Annotated in this window: 26 protein-coding genes; 12 read left to right on the top strand and 14 right to left on the bottom strand. The window is 66.1% G+C overall.

Annotated features, from left to right (window positions below; all coding sequences use genetic code 11):
• Positions 1-95 precede the first annotated feature (95 nt).
• Positions 96-512 carry a pentapeptide repeat-containing protein gene (locus tag QZY48_RS19290; RefSeq protein ID WP_295434232.1) on the bottom strand — a complete coding sequence of 139 codons (417 nt, stop codon included), beginning with the start codon at positions 510-512 and terminating at the stop codon, positions 96-98.
• Between the two features lie 231 nt (positions 513-743).
• On the opposite strand from QZY48_RS19290, the gene QZY48_RS19295 reads away from it, so the two are divergent.
• Entirely contained in the window at positions 744-1025 is a 282-nt protein-coding gene (locus QZY48_RS19295) for an AbrB/MazE/SpoVT family DNA-binding domain-containing protein (protein WP_295434233.1), read from the top strand.
• Between the two features lie 402 nt (positions 1026-1427).
• Here the strand turns inward: QZY48_RS19295 and QZY48_RS19300 are convergent, their stop codons facing one another.
• From QZY48_RS19300 to QZY48_RS19355, 12 genes are all read right to left on the bottom strand, one after another.
• A complete protein-coding gene (locus QZY48_RS19300) occupies positions 1428-1928 on the bottom strand; it encodes a hypothetical protein (protein ID WP_295434234.1) in 501 nt (166 codons plus the stop codon).
• Complete coding sequence (locus QZY48_RS19305) at positions 1925-3142, bottom strand: AAA family ATPase (protein ID WP_295434235.1); 1218 nt, start codon at positions 3140-3142, stop codon at positions 1925-1927. The genes QZY48_RS19300 and QZY48_RS19305 overlap by 4 nt, the downstream gene beginning before the upstream one ends.
• 195 nt (positions 3143-3337) lie before the next feature.
• Positions 3338-3568 carry a hypothetical protein gene (locus QZY48_RS19310; protein WP_295434237.1) on the bottom strand — a complete coding sequence of 77 codons (231 nt, stop codon included), beginning with the start codon at positions 3566-3568 and terminating at the stop codon, positions 3338-3340.
• A gap of 39 nt (positions 3569-3607) precedes the next feature.
• Complete coding sequence (locus QZY48_RS19315; protein WP_295434238.1) at positions 3608-3961, bottom strand: DUF5615 family PIN-like protein; 354 nt, start codon at positions 3959-3961, stop codon at positions 3608-3610.
• Positions 3962-3963: 2 nt separating this feature from the next.
• Complete coding sequence (locus QZY48_RS19320) at positions 3964-4296, bottom strand: DUF433 domain-containing protein (protein ID WP_295434240.1); 333 nt, start codon at positions 4294-4296, stop codon at positions 3964-3966.
• Positions 4297-4315: 19 nt separating this feature from the next.
• Positions 4316-5050 carry a hypothetical protein gene (locus tag QZY48_RS19325; RefSeq protein ID WP_295434242.1) on the bottom strand — a complete coding sequence of 245 codons (735 nt, stop codon included), beginning with the start codon at positions 5048-5050 and terminating at the stop codon, positions 4316-4318.
• A gap of 47 nt (positions 5051-5097) precedes the next feature.
• Positions 5098-5322 (bottom strand): addiction module protein, encoded by a 225-nt coding sequence (locus QZY48_RS19330; protein ID WP_295434244.1) that lies wholly within the window; start codon positions 5320-5322, stop codon positions 5098-5100.
• Between the two features lie 154 nt (positions 5323-5476).
• Positions 5477-7273 (bottom strand): V-type ATP synthase subunit A, encoded by a 1797-nt coding sequence (locus tag QZY48_RS19335; protein WP_295434246.1) that lies wholly within the window; start codon positions 7271-7273, stop codon positions 5477-5479.
• Positions 7274-7277: 4 nt separating this feature from the next.
• Positions 7278-7919, bottom strand: a complete 642-nt coding sequence (locus QZY48_RS19340; protein ID WP_295434248.1) for a V-type ATP synthase subunit E — start codon at positions 7917-7919, stop codon at positions 7278-7280.
• Positions 7916-8290: a V-type ATP synthase subunit F gene (locus QZY48_RS19345; protein ID WP_295434250.1), complete on the bottom strand. Its 375-nt coding sequence runs from the start codon at positions 8288-8290 to the stop codon at positions 7916-7918. Before QZY48_RS19345 ends, QZY48_RS19340 begins: the two co-directional genes overlap by 4 nt.
• Positions 8291-8302: 12 nt before the next feature.
• The gene (locus QZY48_RS19350) at positions 8303-8755 is read right to left on the bottom strand and encodes an ATP synthase subunit C (protein WP_295434252.1); all 453 of its coding nucleotides are present in this window, start codon (positions 8753-8755) and stop codon (positions 8303-8305) included.
• An 81-nt stretch (positions 8756-8836) separates the two neighbouring features.
• A complete protein-coding gene (locus QZY48_RS19355) occupies positions 8837-9379 on the bottom strand; it encodes a clan AA aspartic protease (protein WP_295434254.1) in 543 nt (180 codons plus the stop codon).
• Here QZY48_RS19355 and QZY48_RS19360 point away from each other — a divergent pair.
• The gene (locus QZY48_RS19360) at positions 9378-9503 is read left to right on the top strand and encodes a hypothetical protein (protein WP_295434256.1); all 126 of its coding nucleotides are present in this window, start codon (positions 9378-9380) and stop codon (positions 9501-9503) included. The two genes, QZY48_RS19355 and QZY48_RS19360, sit on opposite strands and share 2 nt — an antisense overlap.
• A gap of 43 nt (positions 9504-9546) precedes the next feature.
• Here QZY48_RS19360 and QZY48_RS19365 read toward each other — a convergent pair whose 3' ends face one another.
• Positions 9547-11445 (bottom strand): V-type ATPase 116kDa subunit family protein, encoded by a 1899-nt coding sequence (locus QZY48_RS19365; RefSeq protein ID WP_295434258.1) that lies wholly within the window; start codon positions 11443-11445, stop codon positions 9547-9549.
• Positions 11446-12223: 778 nt separating this feature from the next.
• Here QZY48_RS19365 and QZY48_RS19370 point away from each other — a divergent pair.
• The 10 genes from QZY48_RS19370 (at position 12224) to QZY48_RS19415 (ending at position 23306) form a co-directional block, all read left to right on the top strand.
• Positions 12224-12487 (top strand): DUF2282 domain-containing protein, encoded by a 264-nt coding sequence (locus QZY48_RS19370; RefSeq protein WP_295434260.1) that lies wholly within the window; start codon positions 12224-12226, stop codon positions 12485-12487.
• A 67-nt stretch (positions 12488-12554) separates the two neighbouring features.
• Positions 12555-13403, top strand: coding sequence for a DUF692 domain-containing protein (locus QZY48_RS19375; RefSeq protein WP_295434262.1), 849 nt, complete (start codon positions 12555-12557; stop codon positions 13401-13403).
• Positions 13396-14202 (top strand): DUF2063 domain-containing protein, encoded by an 807-nt coding sequence (locus QZY48_RS19380; RefSeq protein ID WP_295434264.1) that lies wholly within the window; start codon positions 13396-13398, stop codon positions 14200-14202. Before QZY48_RS19375 ends, QZY48_RS19380 begins: the two co-directional genes overlap by 8 nt.
• The gene (locus QZY48_RS19385; RefSeq protein WP_295434266.1) at positions 14180-14656 is read left to right on the top strand and encodes a DoxX family protein; all 477 of its coding nucleotides are present in this window, start codon (positions 14180-14182) and stop codon (positions 14654-14656) included. Before QZY48_RS19380 ends, QZY48_RS19385 begins: the two co-directional genes overlap by 23 nt.
• 415 nt (positions 14657-15071) lie before the next feature.
• Positions 15072-17384 carry an MG2 domain-containing protein gene (locus QZY48_RS19390; RefSeq protein ID WP_295434268.1) on the top strand — a complete coding sequence of 771 codons (2313 nt, stop codon included), beginning with the start codon at positions 15072-15074 and terminating at the stop codon, positions 17382-17384.
• Positions 17332-18087 carry a hypothetical protein gene (locus QZY48_RS19395; protein WP_295434291.1) on the top strand — a complete coding sequence of 252 codons (756 nt, stop codon included), beginning with the start codon at positions 17332-17334 and terminating at the stop codon, positions 18085-18087. The genes QZY48_RS19390 and QZY48_RS19395 overlap by 53 nt, the downstream gene beginning before the upstream one ends.
• Positions 18088-18341: 254 nt before the next feature.
• A complete protein-coding gene (locus tag QZY48_RS19400) occupies positions 18342-19151 on the top strand; it encodes a hypothetical protein (protein ID WP_295434270.1) in 810 nt (269 codons plus the stop codon).
• A gap of 402 nt (positions 19152-19553) precedes the next feature.
• Positions 19554-19733 carry a hypothetical protein gene (locus QZY48_RS19405; RefSeq protein ID WP_295434272.1) on the top strand — a complete coding sequence of 60 codons (180 nt, stop codon included), beginning with the start codon at positions 19554-19556 and terminating at the stop codon, positions 19731-19733.
• On the top strand, positions 19726-19857 hold the full coding sequence (locus QZY48_RS19410) for a hypothetical protein (RefSeq protein WP_295434274.1): 132 nt from the start codon (positions 19726-19728) through the stop codon (positions 19855-19857). The genes QZY48_RS19405 and QZY48_RS19410 overlap by 8 nt, the downstream gene beginning before the upstream one ends.
• Positions 19858-20216: 359 nt before the next feature.
• Positions 20217-23306 (top strand): tetratricopeptide repeat protein, encoded by a 3090-nt coding sequence (locus QZY48_RS19415; protein WP_295434276.1) that lies wholly within the window; start codon positions 20217-20219, stop codon positions 23304-23306.
• Positions 23307-23311 lie beyond the last annotated feature (5 nt).

Raw genomic sequence — 23311 nt, forward strand, 5'->3', positions numbered from 1 at the left:
CTATCCTTTTCAAAGCATAGTCCGGTTGACCATAGTTTATTTTATTCACCAGGCTTCTCTTACACGCTCCGAATATATTTTTACCGCTGCTAAAATTATATCAAATTCAATGGCCTATTGCAATTTAACAAAGTAGAATTAGCGTCCCGCAAATTGGCATTTGAAAAATTCGCATCCTGCAGTTTGGCGCCAACCAGAATTGCATTTTGAAGATTGGCGCAGAAGAGGTTCGCCTTCCGTAGATCAGCATTGGTGAGGTCCGTACGCTCCAACTTGGCCTGTGCGAGTTCTGCCCTCATCAGCTTAGCTCCGCTGAGGTTCGCTTTCTGCAGCTTGGCGTCGGTCAGCATCGCCTTTCGCAGATCAGCGAAACTCAAATCCGCCTCCCTCAAATCGGCTTCGCGAAGGTCTGCGCCTACGAGGTCAGGACATACTCCTGGACATGCTTCGCGCCATTCGTTCCAGTCTTTAATGCTGTTCATTAGCTGTGCGACATGATCATCGTTTGCCAAGGCACTACTCTCCAATTCGAGTTCTGGGTACAGCCCGAGTAGGGCAGGACGCGATAGCGGTTCCGCCACCTCGGCGAATGATGTGGTGCGGATCGCCCTATGGGTATCCGCCCTACAGCCCTTTGCCGGGGCCCGGGCCGCAAGGTTGTAACTAAATCCATTGTCGCATCCGGTGATCTTCCTGACTCTAGGCCCTATACTGGGGTTTCTACACGACTCAGGACTCAGCGCATGCTTGCCCAAGTATCTGACGAAAAAACGGTCGTCATCCCCGAAGAAATCGGTCGCCGTCTCGGCATCAAGCCCGGCGATCGGCTGGACTGGACCCTGGTCGAGGGCAGCGACGCGGTGTTGGTGCGCCGAGTGACTGACCGCGGGGCCTTGGCACGGCGGCTATGTGGCCTGGGCAAGAACCTGGCACCTGATCGCGATCTGGTCGCCGAACTGGATACCGAGCGTGAGCGCGAGGATCAGGAACGCTGCGGTTGCTCGGCGCATGATCTACTTGCTTGATACCTCGGCGGCATTGATCCAATACCGCCAAGAGCCTGGATGCGAGCGGGCGCGGTGCCGTCGCCTTGCAGCCTCTCAGTGCCGGTATTCGGCGCTCCCGGCCAGCCGAAGTGTACGGGGCTCGAGGTTCTGGGCTGGTCAACTTGGATAGGCAAGTGGGAGATAGCCAATTTGGGTCGCTTTTTGAGTTGTTGGCCGTCCGTTTGAGGACTGGCCAAGTTCGGTGTACCCATCTTGGCCAATCTGCGCCACCAGCCAGAACCGCCATGAAAAGCCTTCAACATCAAGTCTCACAAGGACGAGGTTACGCTTAACCCGGTTTTCGGTTCCACTGCGCCTCGAACCCCTGGATCGACCATGAAATAAAAAGGCCACTTGACTAAGGTAGCGTGGGAATCCGATCTATTTTAGATACGGCCTTAAATCCGGTATCGGCGTGGTGGCTTCACAGTGCAATATGGCAGTGACCCGAACGCCATACTGATTCTCCCATGGTTCATACTCCGTTTTCGACAGCATATGATTGCTGACAATAAAAGCCTTCTGGATGACTCTTCCCTTGCCGCAGTTCTTGAGCCGCGCAATCAACTCCGCATATTCTGGTCGAGACGTTTGGACGTAGGCCAGTTGCTCGAAGGCATGCCGAATATCGCCCCCCTTGAGCTCGACCAGCAGGGCCGCCGCGCGGTGGTTGTCCAGAAATAGAAATAGGCCATCGCATTTCAGCTTTCCGTCCTTAATCACACATCCGTCGATCACCAGCGCTATTGCATCCTCGCCCGAACGTGTGCTGAGCCTTATCTTTTTACCCTGCTCAGACAGCGTCAAGGCGCCGTCGCACAGCTCGTGCGTTGTACCCATTTTCTCGCAGACGCAATGTGCGAAGGGACTGACATCGATCACGGCCGATGCTCCCATTCGATATCTCGCATTTTATCGTAAAGCCGAGTCAAGTCATTGAAGTTTTCCAACAACCTGTCGTCCAGCAACCCAAGCTCGCTGTTCATCAGTGACTGCTCTTGATCCGCCGTAGTCAAATAAGCCGCCACATCGCTTGCGACCAGCGGAATGATTGATTCAATTTCTGTTTCCTGAATTTGATAACTCGAAATCTTATTCCGCTTCAGGCTGTTATTGATTGACTCAACAATATAAGGGCTGTGCGTAGTGATAATGAATTGGGTATTCTTGAAGGTGTTCAACAAGTCACCGACCACGCGCCCCTGCCACGATGGATGCAGATGAAGATCGACTTCATCGATCATCACGATGGCCTCCGCCGCGAGCGGATCAGGGATCTGAGGGTTCGCCATCGCCATCCGTGCGCTCAGATCAATCACTAAGCCGAGCAGCGTCTTATAACCGTCGCTCAATTGCCCGATGTTCAACCATTCGCCGCCTTGCTTGACAACAAAGCGCAAGGGATTCAATTCGATATGTGGTTCGGAGAGATCCGGAAACAGGGATGTTATGGCTCTGCGCGCGGCATCCAGCTCGGGCAGCGCGATGTCGAAGTCGCGGTGTTCCTTTTGTAGCCGGTGCTCTTCGTTTTCTTTGTTGTAAAACCAGATGAACGCCGATTTGAAGCGACTGTTGGCATTCAACGCATTCGCCAGGGCCTCTAAGCGGGAGTGCTGCTTAGGAAAGCCTTTACGGGTCAATGGCAAATCGAGCAAGGCCCGGCCGACGCCGTAGTAAACAAATAACGGGACCTGGAAGTCCCCGCCTTGATTCAGAGGGTCGATAACTTCCCGATCCAGGAACTGTTCGAGATCCCGCACGCCGAGACCGGGCGGGATGATCTGTCCTGTCGTCTTGCTCTTATCCCGGCGTTGTGTTCTATCCCACTTCAAGCTGGACATCGTTTCAAGAGTAATGCGCGCATAAGGTGCCAGTTTATTGTCGGCTTGACGGATGTCCCCATTCTTGCTGAATGACAGTCCGGACAGGTTCGGCAAGTGTGTCAGTGCCGCCCCCAGCCCGATAGAAATGCCATCGAGAATCGTTGTCTTACCCGACCCATTCGCACCGATCAGCACGGTCAATTGCCATCCTAAGTCGATGTCAACCTTTTCCTTTGCGCGAAAATTCTCCAGTCTGACGCTCTTAAGTCGCATGAGTTACCTCCGTCGAGAATCGATACCTGACTGTCGCAGCCCGAACAACAGTCCATCGGCCTCGCGGCGGGCGGGCTCATCGACCATCTCGCGTGCCCAAACGGCGAGCAGGTCGATGACGCGCTCCCCGGAGTCAGCGGCTGGGGAGTTCTGGGGACAGTATACTTAATTCATGAAAGCCCTATGGAGGAACCTTCAGTTCCAGGGATTTCCTTTTATCGCGATTGGTACGGAAATAGGAACGAACCGATCGGCAGCGTAGAGATAGTGCTCACCGCTTTCGTCGACGATCCTTAAATCGCCGTCTGCGCTGGCATCTGCGTCGGGAAGGACACGATAAATCTTATGCAATTCCAGGGATGCGGGATAATCGGAGTTGTCGATACAGACAACATACGCTGAGGCTTTGCCGGTGTGCTTGCTCATGGTGATTCCAGGTAACGCTTGCGCTTCGTTTCTCTCAGGCTACCTGAGCGGCAAATACCGAACCTGTCCCTCCCACTCACCTTCTTCGCTGTATGTTGACAACAAGTGGATCTCCTCAATGGCTAAACTCAGGGCGACTTTACGACTGACTTCAAAGACACCCGGCATGGGTTTGCCCTTACGAATGCGGTCATAGGCGAACGCAGTGATCGTGCTCACATCATGTGTGAGTAATACCCGCTGATGCGCAGCGGCCCACTCCAGCACTGTCGGATCGTCGGCCCCGGAAAGCCCGACGTCTTGGACGCGGACTATGTCGGTGTCATCGGCCCGCCGCAGAACACCGCGAACGATGTTGTTGTTGAAATTCTCGTCGGCGAGCAGCGGTAACATCCTCAGTCCCGCGACGCTTGGCGGGCCAAGAGACGGGCTCGAATCCCTACCGGACTGAACAGCCTTTCGTTTGCTTGACGGACTTCCTTGGCGAGATCTTCTCTTGCGGCAAGGTAGGCGTCTACCTCGGCCTGGTGGTCAATGTAATAGCCGATGACGGCGTAGACTTGGCCCAGCGGCAGCGAGGGGTACTGTTCCGCGATTTCTTCGGCCGCTAAACCGTCCTTAAATGCGGCGATGACCGTGTCCAAGGTGACGCGCGTCGTGCCGACTCGGACCAGGCCGTCTGCATCGGCGACCAAGGGCAAGGGTTCGGCCTTGAGTACAATGGACATCGGGGTACCTGCGAATCTGTCAGGACGAGGGACCGGAGAAGGGCGGATGAGCCGGGACTCCTGCGCTTCGGGGGATTAGCAGGTTCGTGCGGTCTTGCGGCCTCTCAGTCCCGGTACGCAGCGGGACGACTTGTGCCCACAGGCGCGCGCTGCGCTCTTCCCAGAGGTCGTGTGCGAGCTTGGCGCGCGGCTCTGGGCTGTTCGCTACCGTTGTCGCCAATCGGTCCCCCAACGCGGTCAAGGTGTCGATGATCTCCCGATAGGGTCGCAATACATTGAGCCCCAGGGCCGGGCAGGACACCAGATATTGATTACCTTGGCGCATCAAGATCAGGGATGGAACGAACAGGCCCTTCAACGCCATCGCGAGGTCGTGTCGGCACAGGAAGCGATACACCGCCTCGTCTTCCCGGTCGATGTTGTCCTCCGGGAGATCACCACTCTCCCAGCGGTGCTCGGCCTCGCGCCGCAGCGATCCGGGGAACAGCGGTCGGACCGGGATCGGGTAAGATTCCTCCAGTACCAGCCAAGACCAGTTGCGGGCGAGGAACTCCAACAGATCGACCCAGGTCCAGCGTAACGCGGTCTCTCGGCCCGCCGCGTCTTCGCCGGACCAGACCGCTTCTGCCTGAAAACGGAGTACGCAATGACCCCAGGCCAGGTCCATCGTCGGACCGGTCTCCAACGCCAGCTCGAATTGCAGGCCGTCGGCAGGGCCGATCAATTCTGCCGCCCCCCGTACTTTCTCAGCCATTGGTTGAACGCTCGCAGGTCGTTAGTGGAGTTGGCTTGCTAACGAGTTCAGCGGCCATGATGCGCGCGGACCCGCCGCTTCACCTCGTCCCAGGAAAGTCCCGAGGCCGGATTGCTCTTCAAATTGGCTTTGCGTCGATCCAACTCTGCTAGTTGCCAGTCCGGTATGGGAATATCCGCGGGCGTGGCAGCGAGATCGTCCCAGAGATCCTCCACTAATTGGAGCTTTTCGGATGGACTAAGGTCGAATATGGAAGCAGCGCTTTGGTTCATGGTAACCGCTCAGTGAGCTATCGAAACTATTGGAGTGGAGGCTTTGCTCATATCTGCGCCTTATCAGGTTCCTGCCGTCACGGGTGCGCGCGGCGCACCCTACGGGGACACCGCTCCGGCGGCCGGTACCCGCCCAAGGTCCGCGCAGCGGACCCTACGCGGCATCGCCCTGCTTGGCATACTCCCCGCGAATCTCCTCCATGGCGGTATTCACCTCCGCCCGAAACGCCTGGATCTGGTCCATCTGCTCACTGCTGTACATGGACTTGATGCGGCGCATCTTGGCCAGGATCGGCAGGCTCTGGAGTTCGGCGACCGGGACGCCCAATTCGATCAGGGCCGCGCCGTCGCGGTAGATGGCGATGACGAGATCGAGCAGCGCGAATTGCTTCTGCGGCGAGCAGAAGGTGTCGACCTCATCCAGTGCGCTCTGCTGCAAGACGCCTTCCTTGACCAGTGAGGCGCCCTCCAGTTCCCAGCGCTGGGCGTCGGACAGGGCCTCGGGACCGACCAGGTTGACGATGCGCGAGAGTTCCGCGTCGCGGGCCAGCAGCGCCAGCGCGGCGGTGCGGTGGCGCTCCCAGTTGGGGTCGACCTCCTGGTGCCACCAGGTGGCGGCGGTGTGGACATGGCCGGAGAAGCTGGTGACCCAGTCGATGCTCGGATAGTGACGGGCGTCGGCCAGTTCCTTGGAGAGGGCCCAGAAGGTCTCGATGATGTCCTTGGTGTGGCTGGTGACCGGCTCGGAGAAGTCACCGCCCGGGGGGGAGACGGCGCCGATGAGGGTGACCGAGCCGGAGCCGGCGCCGTAGGTTTCCACCCGTCCGGCGCGCTCATAGAGGGCCGCCAGGCGTGAGGCGAGATAGGCGGGATAGCCTTCCTCCACCGGCATCTGCCCGAGCCGGCCCGAGACCTCGCGCAGGGCCTCGGCCCAGCGGCTGGTGGAGTCGGCCAGCATGACGACGTCATAGCCCATGTCGCGGTAATACTCGGCCATGGTCAGGCCGACATAGATGGACGCCTCGCGCGCCACCACCGGCATGTTGGAGGTGTTGGCGACCAGCAGGGTGCGCTCCATCAACTTGCGCCCGGAATAGGGGTCGGTGAGCTGGGGGAAGGTCTCCAATACGTCCACCAACTCGTTGCCGCGCTCGCCGCAGCCGACATAGACGACGATGTCGGCATTGGACCAGCGGGCGACCTGCTGCTGCACCACGGTCTTGCCGGCGCCGAAGGGGCCGGGGACGGCGCCCTTGCCGCCCTTGAGCTGGGGAAAGAATGAGTCGATGACCCGCTGCCCGGTAATGAGCGGCGCGATACCGTCGTCGCGCTTGCGATAGGGCCGGGGTTTGCGCACCGGCCAGCGCTGGTACATGCTGAGCGTCAGGCTATGACCCTTGGCCGTGCGCACCCGGGCGATGGACGCCTCGATGTCATAGTTGCCGGCGGGTGCCAGGTCCTCTAATTCACCCGCGATCCCCGGCGGGACCAGGATGCGGTGCAGGACCGACAGGGTCTCCTGCACCGTGCCCAGCACGCAGCCGACCCCCACCTGGGTCCCGGGTTCCAGGTCGGGATTGGGTGTAAAGGCCCACTGGCGGGCGCGGTCCAGGGCCGGCACATTAATGCCGCGGCGGATGTAGTCGCCCGATTGCAGGGCGATTTTCTCCAGGGGGCGCTGCACCCCGTCGAAGATCCCGCCCATGAGCCCGGGGCCAAGCTCTACCGAGAGCGGGAAGCCCAGGCCCACGCAGACCTCCCCGGGGCGTACCCCGTCGGTCGATTCGTAGGTCTGGACCACGGCACGCGGGCCGCTGAGCGAGATCACCTCCCCGAACAGCCCCAATTCACCGATCTTCACCTGCTCGCCATTGCGGGCGCCGGGCATCTCGACGGTGACGATGGGTCCGTTGATGTCGCGGATGACGCCGATTCTGTTGGGTTCTGTCATGGTCTCATCCGGAAAAGAGGTTGCCGGTGTCGAGGCCGCCGGGCAGCAGGCGTTCCAGGATCACCTGCTGGAGGCGCGCGCGCAGCCGCGTGAGGCGGCCCTCAAAGGTCTGGTCCACGCGGATGCGCCCGTCGTCGCTCAGGAGCAGGCAGCCGCCCAGGGTCTCGAGGGGGTCATCGGCCAGCGTGGCGCTATGGCCCTTGGGCAGCCGTTCGAGCACGTCGTCCCAGCGGGCGAAGAGCCGCTGGTGGTCGCGGGCGTTGACGCGCACGAGGAGCGACTCGCGCTCGATCCGCCCGGCGGCCTCCCCGATGAGGGCCAGGAGCCACTGGAAGTAGCCCGCCTCGTCCTGCATGAAGCGCTGCATCCGCGCCTGCAGGCGCCGCTCCACGCCCTGCACCAGGTTCCAGCGCAGGAGATCCAGGTGGCTCTGCATCTTGAGTTCGCTCGCCTGGACCTGCTGGCGGAAGCTGCGCTCGGCGAGCGCCCGGGCCAGGGCCTCTTCGCGCTCCTCGCGCAGCCGCAGCCGCTCCGCCGCCTCCCGCAGGATGCTGTCGCGACCGCGGTTGGCACGCTCGCGGAATTCATCGGCCAGGCGCTCCGCCCGGGTCAGGATCGCCTGTTCCAGCGCTTCGACCTGATTCACGTCGCACCCCCCGCGTGGCCGGCCTGTCCGTCCGGCACGGCGCCGGCCCCGAACAGGGCGGTCAGCCGGTCCGCGACCTCGCTCGCCAGCACGGTCGGAGCGCTCAGCGGCGGGACCGAGATCACCAGGATACGCCCGCCCTCCCGGCGCACCCGCTTGAGGTTGGGGCAGTCCGCGCGCATCAGCCGGTCGTCCAGGATGACGAAGGCCTTCTCGCGGTTGCGCGACAGGTCGCGGAAGACCTGGTCGGCCGCCTCGGGGGTCGGGTCGGCGAGGGTCTCGAAGCCGATCAGCCGAAAGCCGTCCGCCAGGCTCTGCTCGCCCAGGAACAGCATCCGGGTCGGGCGGACCGATTCGTGTGCGGTGGTCATGACGGGGCCCGTTCAGATCTTGTTGAGCAAGAGGATCGAGATGACCAGACCGTAGATGGCGATACCCTCGGCCAGCCCCAGGTAGATCAGAGTACGGCCCAGGGTCTCCGGCTTCTCGGTAATCGCGGCGAGCGACGCCGCCCCGATCGGGCCGACGGCGATCCCGGCGCCGATGGTGGACAGCCCGGTGGGGATGCCGGCCCCGATGATGGCCAGCCCCATGCCGGTAGACATCTCGGCCAGGTGTCCGGCGCCGGCTGCGGCCTCCGGTGCAGCCAGGGCCTCGTTGACACCGAGCAGCAGCAACCCGAGTTGAGCGCCGACGAAGACCACGAGTTGGGTCCCCAGGGCGGGCCGGTACCAAGGCCGGATGCGGCTGGCCAGGGTCGGGCGCAACTCCAGCAGGACGCCGGAGACGACGAGGCCGAGGATGGCGATGGACATGAGGGCGACGAGCCAGTACATGGAGTGCTCCGGGTCGGTTGATGGTTCAGGTCTGGCGGCGGCGCGGCGCCGGTCGCGGCACCGCCACGGCGGGTACCGCGGTCATTTCACCAGGGTCATGAGGATCTTCGGGCTCGCTGGATTGACCGTGAGTCCTTCGATCTGGGGGTTTATCACCAGGTCCATATCCTGCATTGGTATGGCACCGAGCACCACCGAATCACCCAGCACTAAAGCACCGGTGAAGCAATGACGGTTTTCAAAGCGGATCTGCACCGGGCCGACATAGGGCACCTTACGGCGCCGCCCGTCGGCCGCCGAAACCTCCCGTTCGGATTGCGTTTCGAGCCCGAGTTGCAGCGCCAGATGCTCGGGGATGCAGAGCATCAGGGCGCCGGTGTGGGCCAGGGCCTTGGTCTTGACCGCCTGCATTCCCGATCGAAGCGGGTTGCTCAACTCGATGTCTGCGAATACATGACCCATCACGTTTCTCTCATCGTTGTCGTTGTCGTTGTCGTAATCGTTGTCGTAATCGCGGTTATCGTAGTGCTCCGGATGGCCTTGATCATGATTCCGCCCCCCCCGGTACGGGTCTCGGCGTCGGAACGACTTTGAAAAACAGAGAGTTAATATCTCCTCAACCATGCTGATCGGCAGGTCTTGGGCGCAATTACGATCGAAGCCCCGGCTTCTCTCGCACCCCCAATTGCATCGCTTCTCCGATTACGATTACGACAACGACAACGACAACGATTGTGTTTGTATTTAATTTGTTCTCGATTTTTTATTTTGCGTGACATCGCCTAAACATCTCAGGGCGCCGCCGGCCCCCGCCGCAGCCGCAGCGGTGCGAATTCATGCCCCTCGCCGGAGAAGTAGCGCGAGAACCCCTCGTAATACTGTAGCCGCATCACCTGGATCATGACGATCCCGCCCTCCAGGACCAGCACGAAGACGTTGCCCAGGACCACCGTAACCACATGACCAAAGCGCCCCATCATCTCGGCCAGGGTAAAGACGGCGATCGACAGGGCGACATGATTGAGGCTGAAGGCGGCCACCCGCAGAAACGAGAGTGTATTGGAGACATAGCCGATGACGGTCTCCAGGGTCTCGATGAAGACGACCAGGACCTTTTCCCCGATGGGGGCCTCCAGGTGCCGCCAGGCGAAGCCGGCAAGTGCCGCCAGGGCGCCGACCACCAGCAACAGCGGGGCGGTCCCGAATGACTCGCCGCGGCTGAGGTTCAGCCCGCCCCAGATCAGTGACAGATAGAACAGCAGATTCACCACCCCGTGCTGACCGAAGAGCGCCCCCCACCAGTTGCGGATCGCCAGCCGGTTGTAGATGGCGAGCAGGCAGGCAATGGTGAGAAAGACCACGCCATAGCCCAGGGCGAGCTTGAGCATCAGAATCGGGTCACGGATGGGGCTCATCCACAGGGCCGGCAGCACCTCCTCGTACCCGAACACGCTGCCGTAGAGCAGGCCGAACCCGACCGAGGAGAGGCCCGCCAGCAGCCCGAAGGGCCACAGGCGGCCGAGGCGGACGCGAAAGACCCAGGCGAGTGCCGCGATCACCGCCCCCTGACCCACATCGCCGAACATGGCACCGAACATGGCGAGAAAGGTGACGGCGAAGAGCGGCGTGGGATCGATCTCACCGTATTCGGGGATGCCGTACTGCTTGACCAACACGGCGAAGGATTGCAGCAGCCGGTTCTTGACCGGCACGGTCGGGACCAGCCGGCGCTCCGCGGGCAGCGGGTCCCGGGCCAGCAGCTCGAAGGGCAGGGTGAGCGAGCCCGTCAGGCGCTCGCTCAGTGCCTCCACGTACTGGGCCGGGACCCAGCCGGCCAGGTGTGCCAGGTGTCCGGAACTGCGGATGGACGGGTCCAGGGTGACCAGGGGCTCTGCCAGCAGCAGGGTGCGGCGGGCCCCCAGCAGACGCTCGTGGAAGGGGTCGGACCAGGCCGCCAGCCGCTCGTGCAGCGCCTGGCGTTCGGCCCCGACCTGCGCGTGGCGGGCGGTCAGCGTCTGGCGCAACTGCTCCGGCTCCTGGTCCAGGTCCGCCGGGATCGCCAGGGCCTGAAAGCCGGCGGCGTGCAGGACCGCGGCCAGCGGGGCTTGCGTGTCGCTGGCGGGGCCGACGATGACTACATGCGCGTGGTCGCCGCCCTGCATATAGACGTGCAGCAGGTGGCCAGCCAGCCCCGCCGCCCCCTCGAGTCGGCGCAGGTTCTCGCGCGGGACGATGCCGACATAGAAGTCCAGAAAGCGGGTCTTGCTGCGCAACAACTTGAGGTCGATGTCGAGATGCTGAAAGTTGACCAGAGCCGCCTCCTGCTCCCGGATCAGGCGGTCCTGGTCGTCCAGACGCCGCAGGTCCTCCTCATAGCGCGAGACCTGGTCCCAGATCTCACCGAGCCACCGGTTGAGTTCGGTCAGCTCCGGGTAGGGCACCACCCGCACCGTCGCCAGCACCGGGAAGCGCGGCAGCGCGATCAGCTTGGCGATCTTCTCCAGGCGGGAGTGGGCCTGGGTATACGCGTCACGATAGTCGTGGGCCGGCTGGCCGCAGAGCGCGGCGGCGAGCGGCGCCCGGGTGTCGGGGTGGAAGCTCTCGGTCTGTGCCAGGGCCAGGGACGCCTGCGGCAGGTCCTCGGTGAGGACCAGCAGGCGCACATGCTTCATGAGACGCGGGCGCAGCATCGGCGTGACCTTCGGGGACCCAGGAACACCATGATCGGCTAATATACGCGGATTCGGGCGGTGGGTCGCCCGTCATCGCGCCGACTTCTGGTCGCAATCGCAGCGCATGAAGACCGTGGCACCCTGGATATCATCCTCGTTGCAACCCAGGCCGCGCATGCAGCCGCGCAGGATGTCGTCGGCCTTCGCCCAGTGGCTGCCGTTCTTTGCGGCGCATCCGGCCGGACAACAGTTTTCTTCCACGTCCCAGGACGCACAGGCCGCCAGGGCCGGCGGATCCTACTCCTCCTATCGACCGGGCGGCGACGGTCGCGAGCGGGCGCGGGTGGCGGACCGGGCCGCGCCCCCTGGGCCTGAATCAAGGGCCTTCGCCCCTCCCCAAACCCCTCACCCGGCTCCAGGCCTGCGGCTGGCCGGGCAAGGTGCGTGAGCTGCAAGACCGGTCGAGCGTTCGGCCATTCCGGCGGATCATCCCATCCCCAGTCCCATCGCCACGCCGGGGTGTGGCGGTCGCGACACAGCGCGGGCCGACGCACTGCGGATAGCGCACCCGCAGGGACCCCGGTTCCACGCCAGATATCTGTTTCAAAATAGTTTATTAGGTATTGCCGGTGCCGGACAAGATCTGGCACAAGCTTTGCTTTTGCCTAAGTGTCAAGCCCGCTTGACCCCAGGCGACGGCCCCGGCTGTTGCGATGCGGGAGACCTTCCCGGCCTTCGCGAAGAGACCGACGACTCCTGACCATCCGGTTCATCCCTTTTTTTCGGAGACGATCCCATGACCAAGCGTGACCTCCTGCTCGCCGCCACCCTTGCCGCCGTCGCCACCATGGGCGGCAACCTCGCCCAGGCCGCCGAGGCAGGCAAGGACAAGTGCTACGGCATCGCCAAGGCCGGCGCCAACGACTGCGCCAACGCCACCGGCACCCACTCCTGTGCCGGTCAAAACAAGACCGACAACGACGCCAACGAGTGGAAGTACGTTGCCAAGGGCACCTGCGAGGGCATGGGCGGCAAGCTGACCGCCGCAGCCAAGAAGTAAGGCGGCCCCTGCGGCCGGCGTTGCGCTGCTGTGCACTGTCGGCCCCGGCCCGAACCCTGACCCCGCCATGCGACCCGACCCCCAAACCCTCGACGGCTTCGGCATCGGCCTGCGGGCCTGCCACTTCCGTGATTTTCTGGACCAGCGCCCGGTCGTGGACTGGATCGAGGTGCACACCGAGAACTACTTCGGCGCGGGCGGCTGGGACCTTCATGTTCTGGAAACCCTGCGGCCGGATTATCCATTGAGTCTGCACGGCGTCGGACTCGGGCTGGGCTCGGCGAGCGACGCGCATTTCGCGGCCCATCTCGCGAAGGTCGCCGCGGTGGCGCGGCGGTTCGCGCCCGCGCGTATCTCCGAACATCTGTGCTGGGCGGCGGTCCCTGGCCGCCACCTCACTGACCTGCTGCCCCTGCCGCTGACGCAGGAGGCGCTGACTCTGGTCTGTGCCCGTGTGGACCAGGCCCAGGGTCTGCTGGGGCAGATCCTGCTGGAGAACGTCTCCACCCATCTCCGATTCGTCGCGGACACCCAGGGCGAAACCGAATTCCTCAACGAGGTGGCACGGCGCACCGGCTGCGGTGTGCTGCTGGACGTGAACAACCTCTACGTCAACCAATGCAACCACGGCGAGGACGCCCGCGTCGCCATGGCGGCGCTCGACCTCACCGCGGTGGGGGAGATTCACCTGGCCGGGCACCTGGTGACCGAAGACGCGGTGGTCGACCACCACGGCGCCCCAGTGGCGGAGGTCGTCTGGGCCCTGTATGCCGACTGCGTTGCCCGGTTCGGCGCCCTGCCCACCCTGATCGAGTGGGATACGGATATCCCGGCCCTGTCCGTTCTGCTGGCGGAGGCCCGGAAGGCCCGGGGCGTGGCGGCTCGCGCGCTGTCACTGGAGCCGGCCCATGTCTGAGCTTCGGCAGCTTCAGGACCGCTTTGCCGCCGCCCTGCTTGCCCCGGGGGGCGACCCCGGCGGGCTCTTCCGCGGCGCACCGGACCTCATGGCGCGGCGCTTCGCCCTGTACCGCGGAAACCTGACGGCCAACTGGGAGAGGGCGCTGGCCAACGCCTATCCGGTCATCAGGACGCTGGTGGGGGAGGAGTTTTTTCGGGCGCTGGCGCGTGAGTACGGTCGTGCCGTGCCTCTCGCGGAAGGGGATCTGAACCGCTTCGGGCACCTCCTGGCCGGCTTTCTCGAGAACTTCCCGCCGGTCTCCGACTACCCCTATCTGCCGGACATGGCACGGCTGGAGTGGGGGCTGCACCAAGCACATTACGCTCTCGACACCCCGATCCTGACCCCCCAGACCCTGGCGGCCCTGGGGATCGAAGGCCTCGACGGGCTCCGGCTCGCGCTCCACGGGGCCTGCACCCTGGTCGAGTCCCCCTGGGACGTGCTGGGCATCCGGGAGGCCCACGCGCCCACCGGAGCGCCCTGGCCCGCGGACCTGGCGCGGACGAGCCGGGCACTGGTCTGTCGTCCGCGCTGGCGTGCCGAACTCGTGCCCCTGACCGCCGGGGAGTTGGCGGTCCTGCGGGCAATCGACCAGGGCGAGACCCTTGGCGAGGCCCTGGAGCAGGGCTGTGACGCCGACCCGGATTTCGATCCCGCCCAGGCCCTCCCGCGGTGGCTGGGTGCGGGGGCCTTCAAATCAGTCCCGAATTCGCAACCCCACCGAGAGCCCCCCCATGAGCGCGATGCCTCATCCTGATCCCTTGACGACCCGAGTCTATGCCGCCCTGACCGATTGGGGCGGTGGCCTGTTGGCGCTGGTCATCCGGCTCTACGTGGGCTGGCAGTTCTTCAAGGCGGGGTTGACCAAGGTCGGGGACTGGGAGAGCACCCTGGCACTCTTTCGCGACGAATACTCGGTGCCCCTGCTCGCGCCGGAGGTCGCGGCCGTCGCCGGCACCTTCGGCGAACTGGCCTTCCCGGTGCTGCTGTTCGCTGGCCTGCTGTCGCGCCCCGCCGCATTCGGGCTCTTCGTGGTGAATGCGATGGCGGTCATCAGCTACCAAGCCCTCTTCGGCTTCGAGTGTCCCGCGGCCATCAACGACCACTTCTACTGGGGCGTGCTGCTCTTGGTCATCGTTGCCTTCGGCCCGGGTCGGTTTTCCTTGGATCACCTGCTTGGGGATTACCTGCTGCGCCGGCGCCGCGGGTGATCCTGTCATGTCGATCGGTCGCGTCGGACGGTGGTTGACGGTTGCAGCCGCGATCGGCGGCGGGCTGATCGCGGCGCTTGCCGTGCTCGCGGCACCGCCCGCCGCGCGGATCGAGCGCAGTGTACCGGGGACTTGCCCGCCGATACTGATGTCACGCTGTCCTGGGGGGCAGGCATCCGCACGCCGGGCGGGATCGCGATGGGCACGGCGCAGCCGCTGCCGTTCCGGGTGCGCCCGCCCTTCACCCTGCACACCGAGTGCGCGGTCCGCGAGGAGCCCGTCGACCGCTGCAACCCCGAGTTGCGCATCGGGGTGCGCTTCAGCGTCCCGGTCGCGACCGCGGCCGCGGCGGGACTGCGCCTGCGTGGTCCCGGGGCCGTGCGGACACCGGTGCCGGACGAACCGGCGGGGGAGTTTGTCGAGACCCTTTGGTTCGCCGCCCCCTTCGCGGAACAGACCACCCTATCCCGCGACCCTGGCCCTGGTGACCAACCTGGGGGTGAACGTCAAGACCGCCGACGAAGGACCCTGGCTCGTCTGGGTGACCACGCTCGACGAGGCCCAGCCGGTCGCAGACGCAAGCGTCACCCTGACCGATGCCTGTACCGGCACCCGGCTGGGCGAGGGGCGCACGGACCCGGACGGGATCGGACGCATCGACCCGCGGCGGCCGCCCGACGCCACCGGCGACCGCTGCCCGTTGCATGGCCGCATCCTGGTCAGTGCGCGCACCGGCGAGGACCTGAGCTTTACGCTGCTCAGCGAGCGGCAGTCGCACGGCGACCACTCCGGCCCGGCGCCGATCCTGCACACCGTCTATGACCGGACCCTGCTGCGGGCGGGCGAGACGCTGTCCATGAAACATCTGCTGCGCCGTCCGGTGATGGACGGTTTCGCCGTTACGGCGGAGCGGCCCGACACCCTGAAGATCATGCATCTCGGCAGCGACTCCGCGTATGAACTGCCGCTGGTGTGGGACGCCCAGGGGATCGCCGAGAGTACCTGGGTCATCCCTCCTGATGCCCCACTGGGTCCTTACTCGGTCGGCGTGGATGACCCGCGGATGTCATTCGACGAGGAGGGTCAATTCGAGGTGGCGGAATTCCGCATCCCGGCCATGACGGCACGGATCGATGCGCCCGGCGGGACCCTGGTGAGTGGCGACGCGCCGACGTTCGGCCTGGCGGTCAACTATCTCTCGGGGGCACCCGCCGCCGACTGGCCGGTCAGCCTGAGCACCCGGTTGGAGGACGCACGGGAGGAGTTGCCCATACGGGTGCCTGCGCCCACGGCGACCCACAGGCTGGGGCTGTGGCCGGCCGCGGTGCGTCTGGGCCTCAAGGTCGAACCCCGGGCACCCGGTGATCCGCTGCGTGTCGTGGTCCAGGCCCTGGACCCCGCGGGACAGCCGGCCGCCGGACAGACGATCACCCTGGACCTGCTCCGGCACCAGTCCCGCCACCAGCGCGAGGCGCTCGGCAACGGTCTCTTCCGCGACCGCTCGGAGACCCGGGTGGAGCAGGTCACGACCCTATGCACCGGCCGCACCGACCGGCAGGGACTGTTGCGGTGCGAATCCCGTCTCCAGCCGACCGCGATCGGCGATGGGTTGGTCCTGCGTGCCGCGACCCGCGATGCGCGCCAGCGGGCCGCGGTCGCTGCCCGGCCACTAAGCCAGACCAGGCCCTGGGGACCTTGGCCGCACCTGGACCTGAACGCACTGAGAGACAGGGCCCTTACCCCCGATGACCAGGCGGTGGTCGAGCGGCTCGAATGGATGGCCAAGAAGGCCCCGGAGTTCTTCGACCAGGGGGACCTGGAGGCCGACGACGGGAAGACCGACTATGCCCCGGGCGAGACCGCACGCCTGGTGCTGCGCATGCCCTTCCCCAGCGCGACCGCACTGGTAACCGTCGAGCGGGAAGGGATCATGCGTGCGTTCGTCACGCGGCTCGCGGGAGAGCGGCCGACAGTTGCGATCCCCATTGAGGCCCGCTACGCCCCCAATGCCCGGGTGTCGGTGCTCGCGGTGCATGGCCGGCAGGCCGATGCCGCCCCGCCCACCGGACTCTCCGATCCGGGTAGGGTGGACGAGGCCTTGCTGCAATTGGTGCCGAACCGCTCCTGGGCGATCGAGGACGCCCTGCTGTCGCGGCGCCACGAGATCACGGTGGACACCGCCGTTGCGTTCGGTCGCGTCCTAGGCCTGCGGCGCCAGGGACCGGTCGCTTCCGAGGCGACGGACTTATTCGAGACCCTCTCGGAGCGGCTCGACCGGATGTTCCAGAAGATCATGAGTAACGGCGGCGGTTTGCCCCCTGCACTGGGGACGGTCCGCTCGCGCTTCGATACGCTCTTACTCTGGCGCGGCCGGGTCCGGCTCGACGACCGGGGCAAGGCCCGCATCGAGGTCCCGCTGAACGACTCGCTCAGCCGCTTCCGGATCGTCGCGGTCGCCACCGCGGGGACCAGTCTGTTCGGCACCGGCGAGGCCACAGTCCGCACCGCCCAGGACCTGGCACTCTACGCGGGCCTGCCCCCGGTCGTGCGCGCCGGCGACCGCTTCGCCGCGGTCTTCACTGCCCACAACGGCGGGGCGCGGCCCCTGACGGTCGCCGCCACGGCGCGGGTCGGCACGCCGACCGGGCCAGTGGAGCCGCGGCGACTTGGCCGAGGTGCGACTCGACCTCACCGCCGCCGCCCCGATGGGCTGGGTGGTGGTCAATGACCCGATCCCGGCCGGGGCCACGATCCTGGGCAGCGGATTCGGTGGGGATACCCCGGCCCCGGCCGTGCAGGCGCGCGACGCCTCCGAGTGGCGGCCGACGCCAACCTACGAGGAACGGCGCTTCGACGGCCTGCGGGTCTATTACGTCGAGGTCCCGGCCGGGCACTGGACGCTCAGCTACCGCCTGCGTCTGAACAACGCGGGGGACTTCTCCCTGCCGCCGACCCGGGTGGAAGCGCTCTACCTGCCGGAGCTGTTCGGCGAGTGGCCCAATGCGCCGATTGAGGCTCGAACAGTGCGAACACCTCGTCGGCCCCTCGAGCCGCGCGGCGGAATCCACCCCCAGCGCCAGGACCCGGCGCCCGTCGGCGGCCACCGCGCGGATCAGCGCCCCGTAACCGCTGCCCGCGATCAAATGGGCGTCGAGCAGGCCGAGCACCCCGTCCTCGATCAGGGCATAGTCCGGGCGCACCTGGCCCCACAGCAGGGTCTCCGCCCGCGGGCAGTGCAACACCCCGGCGGCCCGTGCAGATCGGCCAGGTGGCCGAACAGCCCGCCGGCAGTGAGATCGGCCAGCGGACGAAAGCGCGCGACCAGGCCCGCCCCCTCCGGCGCCGCCAACAGTGCCGCAAGCCCGCCGGCGCAGGCCTCGCAAACGTTGGGTAAGTCGACGGGGGCAGGGGTTCGGGCATGGTCAACTTAGACCGTGAGCGGCCTGGTGGGGGAAACGCTGCACACCTGGCGACCGGGGGTCGGCGCCGCGTCGGCAGTGGGCTATCGCACACTATCTCACTGATCGCTTACCGGATGATGACCGTGGCCGGATCGTCAGCGCTGGCCGGTAAGCTGCCGACTGACTCCTGGTGACCGGCGGCCCCCGCTGCTTATATACTGAGGACACATCCCCATCCCCCAGCGCTGCACGGCTGCGGTCGGGCCGCGCGAGGAGCAATCGCCATGTCGGTCGATCTCGGTGTCGCCAGCTATTCCGCCTTACGCTCGGAGCCGCCGCTTACCAGCCCCAGCGTCCCGGGCAGCGGCCCGCTCCGACACACCATCGTGCTGTTCGGCGGCTGGGGCGGGGTCATTGACGGTGGCGACCCCCTGCCGCGGCAAGACCCCAGCGGCGCGGCGCGCCTGGCCGAGCAGGTGCGCCAGGTCGCACTCGGCCAGCGCATGCTCGGTATGGACCTGCTGGTGCGCGCCTACCAGGGGTCGCTGGTCTTCACCTCGGGAGCGGCCGGCGCCGACCGCGACATCGCCGCCCGCTTCGACCCGCGCGCCCAGCTAATCGTCTACGGTTACAGCGCCGGGGTGTCCGATGCGCTCAATCTCGTTTGGAGCCTGTGGCAGAACCGCACCTTCTACGACACCGGGGCGCGGCGTTTCCTGGGCATGTTCGCGGGCGGCGGCTCGGCCACGGTGGGCTACGTGCGCGTCGATCGCCTGATCACGGTGGACGGCGCTGTGGGTCCGACCTCGTCCCTGATGTTCCGGCGCATCCCACCCAACGTGCGCCGCAACCTCAATCTCCACCAGATCTACCCCTCCAGCATCGGCTCCCACGGGGGACCGAACGAGGCCCACAATACCCAAGCTACCCTGGTCCAGAACCGCGACCTCAGCAACCGGTATCGGGGGCGCGCAAGCAGCGCCCACGCGAGCATGGACGAGGACACGCTGCTCGAGGTCTTGGAGTGCATCTGCGGTGCCATCGGCTGCGAGGCCCAGCCGGCGGTGCTGCCGCCGGGCCAGGTCGCGGTCTGAGAGGGGACAGTACGGCCTGGCAAGGCCGCGTGTTCCAACGCGGTGGGGCGGATGCCCGCAGGGCGATCCGCCTCCGATTGCCATCAACATGGCGGAACCGCTATCGCGTTCCGCCCTACGCGGGCTTGGTCATCGTTGCCTTCGGCCCGGGTCGGTTTTCCCTGGATTACCTGGTGGGCCGGCGGCTGGGATGATGGCGCCATCCGTCGCGTTGGTCGGTGAGCCGCCGACTGACTCCTGGTGACCAGCGGCCAGTGCCGACCACGACATAGCCGCCCGCTTCGACCTCATCAAGAACCTGGTCAAGCGCGCCGCCGGTGCCATCGGCAAGGTGGTGCGCTCGCCGGTCGGCCCAAGGCCCTGGCCCCCGGGTCTGCTGGCCGGGCTGGTGGCGGCGGCCTGGTGCTGGTAGACGGCCTGGGCCAGCACGACCAGGGCATCGACGAACTCGCGGTTCTGGATGCAGAAAGACCCTCCGGCTCGCTTGAGCCATCCCACGTCATGCGCGCCATGGGCATCCCCTTCACCGCCGCCCACGGCACCGTGCGCTTCTCCCTACTCCCGCTACAATACGATGGATGAGGTCGATACGGTCATCCGCGCCGTCCCGCCCATCGTCGCCCAGTTGCGCAAGCTCTCGCCCTACTGGGGCGTCGATGGCCCGGTCGCCGACCCCGAGAAGGCCCTCGCCCCCGCTTATGCCTGAGGCCATGGCCCTGGAGTCCAAGGCTTCAGCCTTGGACGTCTGAGTTCGTTTCCCAGGCGCCGGGCGATCACCCGCTTGCGGCGCCGCGGGCTTGGGCGTGCGCGACCCGCGCGGTCCACAACGTCCCCGGGCTTACGGTGTCGAACTTGAGTCCCGGGACTGCCGACGGAGGCTCGCGGATGTCTACGAATCTGTCGCCCTACCCACAAGCCTCGCCCGCGGCGCCAGGATTATGGCCGTCAGCTGGACGGACAATAGCTGCCCCCGGTCGAGGCCCGAACGGACCGTGACAGGAACTTGCCGAAGCTGATAGTCTTGCGGCCCGTATACCGCCTACCGACGCACGAACGGGGCTCTCAATGGACGCGGCAGTGGACTTGCTTCGCTCGCTGGAACAGTTTGCAACCGCGCACAAGGACCTACTGGAGTTCCTGATCGCGGGGGGGAGCATATTCGGTTTTCTGCTCCTGGTGGCGGTCTGGCTCAAGGGCAAGTTGTGGCCCCCCGAGCCCGCAGACCCCAAGCTCAGCGACCCGCCCGTCGCCGAGCGCAGCCTCGCCCGCTACAGCACCCGCGCCGTGGAACTCCTGGGTCGCGACGAGGCCATGGCGCGGCTGCAAGCCTTTCTCGACTGCGAGGGCGGCTTCGCCTGGATGCAGATCGCGGGCGTCGGCGGCCAGGGCAAGAGCCGACTCGGCTACGAGCTGACACTCCGGGCGCGGGACCAGGGCTGGCGGGCGGGTCTGCTGGAAAGCGGCACGGACCTCGAAGCCTTCGCCGAGGTTCGGGCGAGCTGGCAACCCGGACAGCCCCACCTGATCGTCCTGGACTACGTGGTCGGGCGGGAGTCGCAGATCGGGCCAGTCATCCAGACCCTCGCCCGTCGCGCCGGGGAGTTGCGCAAGCCCGTGCGCCTGCTGCTCTTGGAGCGCCAGCGCTGGGACCGGGGCGGGCTCGGCGCACTCGGACGATCGGCGGGTCCCGGTCTCGCCCCGAGCGCCGAGTCGGAGGGCCGCGCCGACTGGTTCGTCAAACTCGCCGAGCGTCACGACGGCAACGATACCGCGCTCGATGCCACCCGCTTCGAGGACGGCGTGCTGGAGCTCAAGCGCCTGGAGCCCTCCGACCTGATCGCCATCGTGCGCCGGATCGAGGAGTTGGAGGGCGCCGGGACCGCGCTCCCCGACCCCGCCATCGCCGAGCGGCTCCAACGCATTGACAGCGCCGGCCGCCCGCTCTATGCCTATTTCCTCGGCCAGGCATTGGCCGCCGGCGGACCGGCGGGACCCGGCTGGAGCCGCGACGACCTGCTCGACGCCGCCCTGGAGCGCGACTGGGGCTCGCGCTGGCAACGGTTCCTGGGCGGGTCCGCCCCCTGCCTGGGCGACGGCAGCCCCGCCGAGCGCATCGCCGTCGTCGCCACCATCGCTGGCGGGCTCGACTGCGCCGCGGCGGCCCGCCGCGGGCTGATCCCCCATGCCGATGAGGACACCCGCCGCCGGGCGCTGGTCCTGACCGACGGACCCATGAGCAGCGGGGTCAGCGGACCCTCCCAGGTCGTCCCCGCGCTGCAACCGGATCTGCTCGGAGAATGGCTCGTGCTGCGCGCCTTTGCGGGGGGACTGCCCGCGGGCGAGTGCCTGGATCTGGCCTGGCGGTCTGCGCCGGATCGCACCGCCGCCTTCCTCCAGCGCCTCACCCAGGACTTTCCCGATGATCCGGTCACTGCCGAGCTGCTTGAGCGGGAGCCGCCGGGCGAGGCTGCCGCGCAGGCATTGGCGCGGGTTGCGTCCCCGATCGTGGTGAACCTGTATCGCGCCCACCGGCCCTTTCCACAGCCCATTCTCACCGCGCTGACCGCGGCGGCCCAGGCGGGCGACGGCCGGGCCATGGCCAGTTTAGGGGGTTGCTACGCATTGGGCCAGGGCGTCGAGCGGGACCCGGTCCAGGCTGCGAACTGGTACCGCAAGGGCGCCCAGGCGGGCGACGTCCGGGCCATGGCCAATCTAGGGCGCTGCTACGCACTGGGTGAGGGCGTCGAGCGGGACCCGACCCAAGGAGCGGACTGGTTCCGCAAGGGCGCCCAGGCGGGCGACGGCGAGGCCATGGCCAATCTGGGGGTCTGCTACGCAAAAGGGCTGGGTGTCGAGCGGGACCCGGCCCAGGGCGCGAATTGGTACCGCAAGGGTGCCGAGGCGGGCGACGGCGGAGCCATGGCTAATTTGGGGGTCTGCTACGCACAAGGCCTCGGCGTCGAACGGGACCCGGCCCAGGCCGCGGACTGGTTCCGCAAGGGTGCCGAGGCGGGCGACGTCCGTGCCATGGGCAATTTGGGGGTCTGCTACAAGTATGGCCAGGGCGTCGAACGGGACCCGGCCCAGGCCCAGCACTGGGGGCGCAAGAGCGCCGAGTTGGGTGGCGGCTTCGCCAATGTCAATGTAGAACTCTATTGTGAATGGGGCCAGGACGTCGAGCGAGACTCGGCCCAGGCCGCGGAATGGCGCCGCAAGGGTGACGAGGCGGGCGACGGCCGGACCATGGCCAATCTGGGGCTCTGCTACGCACAGGCCCAAGGCGTCGAGCGGGCCCCAACCCAGGCCGCAGGCTGGTTCCGCGGCGGCGCCGAGGCCAGCGACGAGCCTGCGCCGGCCGGACTGCGCCGACTGCAAGCGGTCCAAGCCTTGCTTGCGCCCCGGCCGGAGCGCGATGGACTGGTCGACGACCGGCCCCGCCAATTGGCGGCGGGACTGGGCCGAGCGGACTGGTTGGACACCCCGCCCCTACCGGGCGATTGGGATGATCTGACCGGGGTCGCGGCCGCGGCCGTGCTGGCCCGACTCTGGCCGCGGCTCCAGGCCGCGGGGCTCGAACTCGCGTCCATCGAGATCCGGCGTCTACGCCAACTGCACTTGAGCTTCTATCGCGGCTGCGCCCTGGCGGACGTCCAGTTGCAGCGGCCGGGGCCAGCGACCCCCGTCCTGGTGTCCGCCCTGGTCTCGGCGGGCGGGGCGGCCCTGCTGGACGGCACCTCGGGTCTTCTCCATGCCATCAACCCCGACCTGCTCGCACTGGACGGCGACACGGCGACACTGGCCTATCTGCGCTTCTTCTGTGCCTTCGTGCGCGGCGAGGACGGACCCTTCCAGATCGTCGACGATATCTGCGCCCTGCCCATGGATGACGGCAGCCGTGACGCATTGCCCCCGGAGGTCCGCCAGGCGATCGCCCCGCCGTGCGCACTCAACGGCGACCTCGCGACCGACGGCTGGCGCCGTTTCGATGCCTGCGTGCTCTACGGTAACGCCCTGTTCCGGGCCACCTTCAAGGTCCTGTCCACCGGCATAGTCGAAATGGAGGACGTCCAGCCGATCGCGAGTGATCTGCCGATCCGCATGCGTCGCTACGACGGCATCTTCCGCACGCCCCTGTCCGACCCCGCCGGCGCCTGAGATCG

This window comes from uncultured Thiodictyon sp., from assembly GCF_903828115.1.
Taxonomy (GTDB): domain Bacteria; phylum Pseudomonadota; class Gammaproteobacteria; order Chromatiales; family Chromatiaceae; genus Thiodictyon.

Excerpts from the sequence above, each read along its gene's own strand:
- QZY48_RS19295 (WP_295434233.1), top strand. The coding sequence starts at position 744 with ATGCTTGCCCAAGTATCTGACGAAAAAACGGTCGTCATCCCCGAAGAA.
- QZY48_RS19355 (WP_295434254.1), bottom strand. The coding sequence starts at position 9,379 with ATGGTTGAGGAGATATTAACTCTCTGTTTTTCAAAGTCGTTCCGACGC.
- QZY48_RS19410 (WP_295434274.1), top strand. The coding sequence starts at position 19,726 with ATGGATGAGGTCGATACGGTCATCCGCGCCGTCCCGCCCATCGTCGCC.
- QZY48_RS19315 (WP_295434238.1), bottom strand. The coding sequence starts at position 3,961 with ATGTTACCGCTGCTCGCCGACGAGAATTTCAACAACAACATCGTTCGC.
- QZY48_RS19370 (WP_295434260.1), top strand. The coding sequence starts at position 12,224 with ATGACCAAGCGTGACCTCCTGCTCGCCGCCACCCTTGCCGCCGTCGCC.
- QZY48_RS19350 (WP_295434252.1), bottom strand. The coding sequence starts at position 8,755 with ATGTACTGGCTCGTCGCCCTCATGTCCATCGCCATCCTCGGCCTCGTC.
- QZY48_RS19365 (WP_295434258.1), bottom strand. The coding sequence starts at position 11,445 with ATGCTGCGCCCGCGTCTCATGAAGCATGTGCGCCTGCTGGTCCTCACC.
- QZY48_RS19375 (WP_295434262.1), top strand. The coding sequence starts at position 12,555 with ATGCGACCCGACCCCCAAACCCTCGACGGCTTCGGCATCGGCCTGCGG.
- QZY48_RS19400 (WP_295434270.1), top strand. The coding sequence starts at position 18,342 with ATGTCGGTCGATCTCGGTGTCGCCAGCTATTCCGCCTTACGCTCGGAG.
- QZY48_RS19305 (WP_295434235.1), bottom strand. The coding sequence starts at position 3,142 with ATGCGACTTAAGAGCGTCAGACTGGAGAATTTTCGCGCAAAGGAAAAG.
- QZY48_RS19320 (WP_295434240.1), bottom strand. The coding sequence starts at position 4,296 with ATGTCCATTGTACTCAAGGCCGAACCCTTGCCCTTGGTCGCCGATGCA.
- QZY48_RS19385 (WP_295434266.1), top strand. The coding sequence starts at position 14,180 with ATGAGCGCGATGCCTCATCCTGATCCCTTGACGACCCGAGTCTATGCC.
- QZY48_RS19380 (WP_295434264.1), top strand. The coding sequence starts at position 13,396 with ATGTCTGAGCTTCGGCAGCTTCAGGACCGCTTTGCCGCCGCCCTGCTT.
- QZY48_RS19345 (WP_295434250.1), bottom strand. The coding sequence starts at position 8,290 with ATGACCACCGCACACGAATCGGTCCGCCCGACCCGGATGCTGTTCCTG.
- QZY48_RS19335 (WP_295434246.1), bottom strand. The coding sequence starts at position 7,273 with ATGACAGAACCCAACAGAATCGGCGTCATCCGCGACATCAACGGACCC.
- QZY48_RS19325 (WP_295434242.1), bottom strand. The coding sequence starts at position 5,050 with ATGGCTGAGAAAGTACGGGGGGCGGCAGAATTGATCGGCCCTGCCGAC.
- QZY48_RS19310 (WP_295434237.1), bottom strand. The coding sequence starts at position 3,568 with ATGAGCAAGCACACCGGCAAAGCCTCAGCGTATGTTGTCTGTATCGAC.
- QZY48_RS19330 (WP_295434244.1), bottom strand. The coding sequence starts at position 5,322 with ATGAACCAAAGCGCTGCTTCCATATTCGACCTTAGTCCATCCGAAAAG.
- QZY48_RS19415 (WP_295434276.1), top strand. The coding sequence starts at position 20,217 with ATGGACGCGGCAGTGGACTTGCTTCGCTCGCTGGAACAGTTTGCAACC.
- QZY48_RS19360 (WP_295434256.1), top strand. The coding sequence starts at position 9,378 with ATGCTGATCGGCAGGTCTTGGGCGCAATTACGATCGAAGCCCCGGCTT.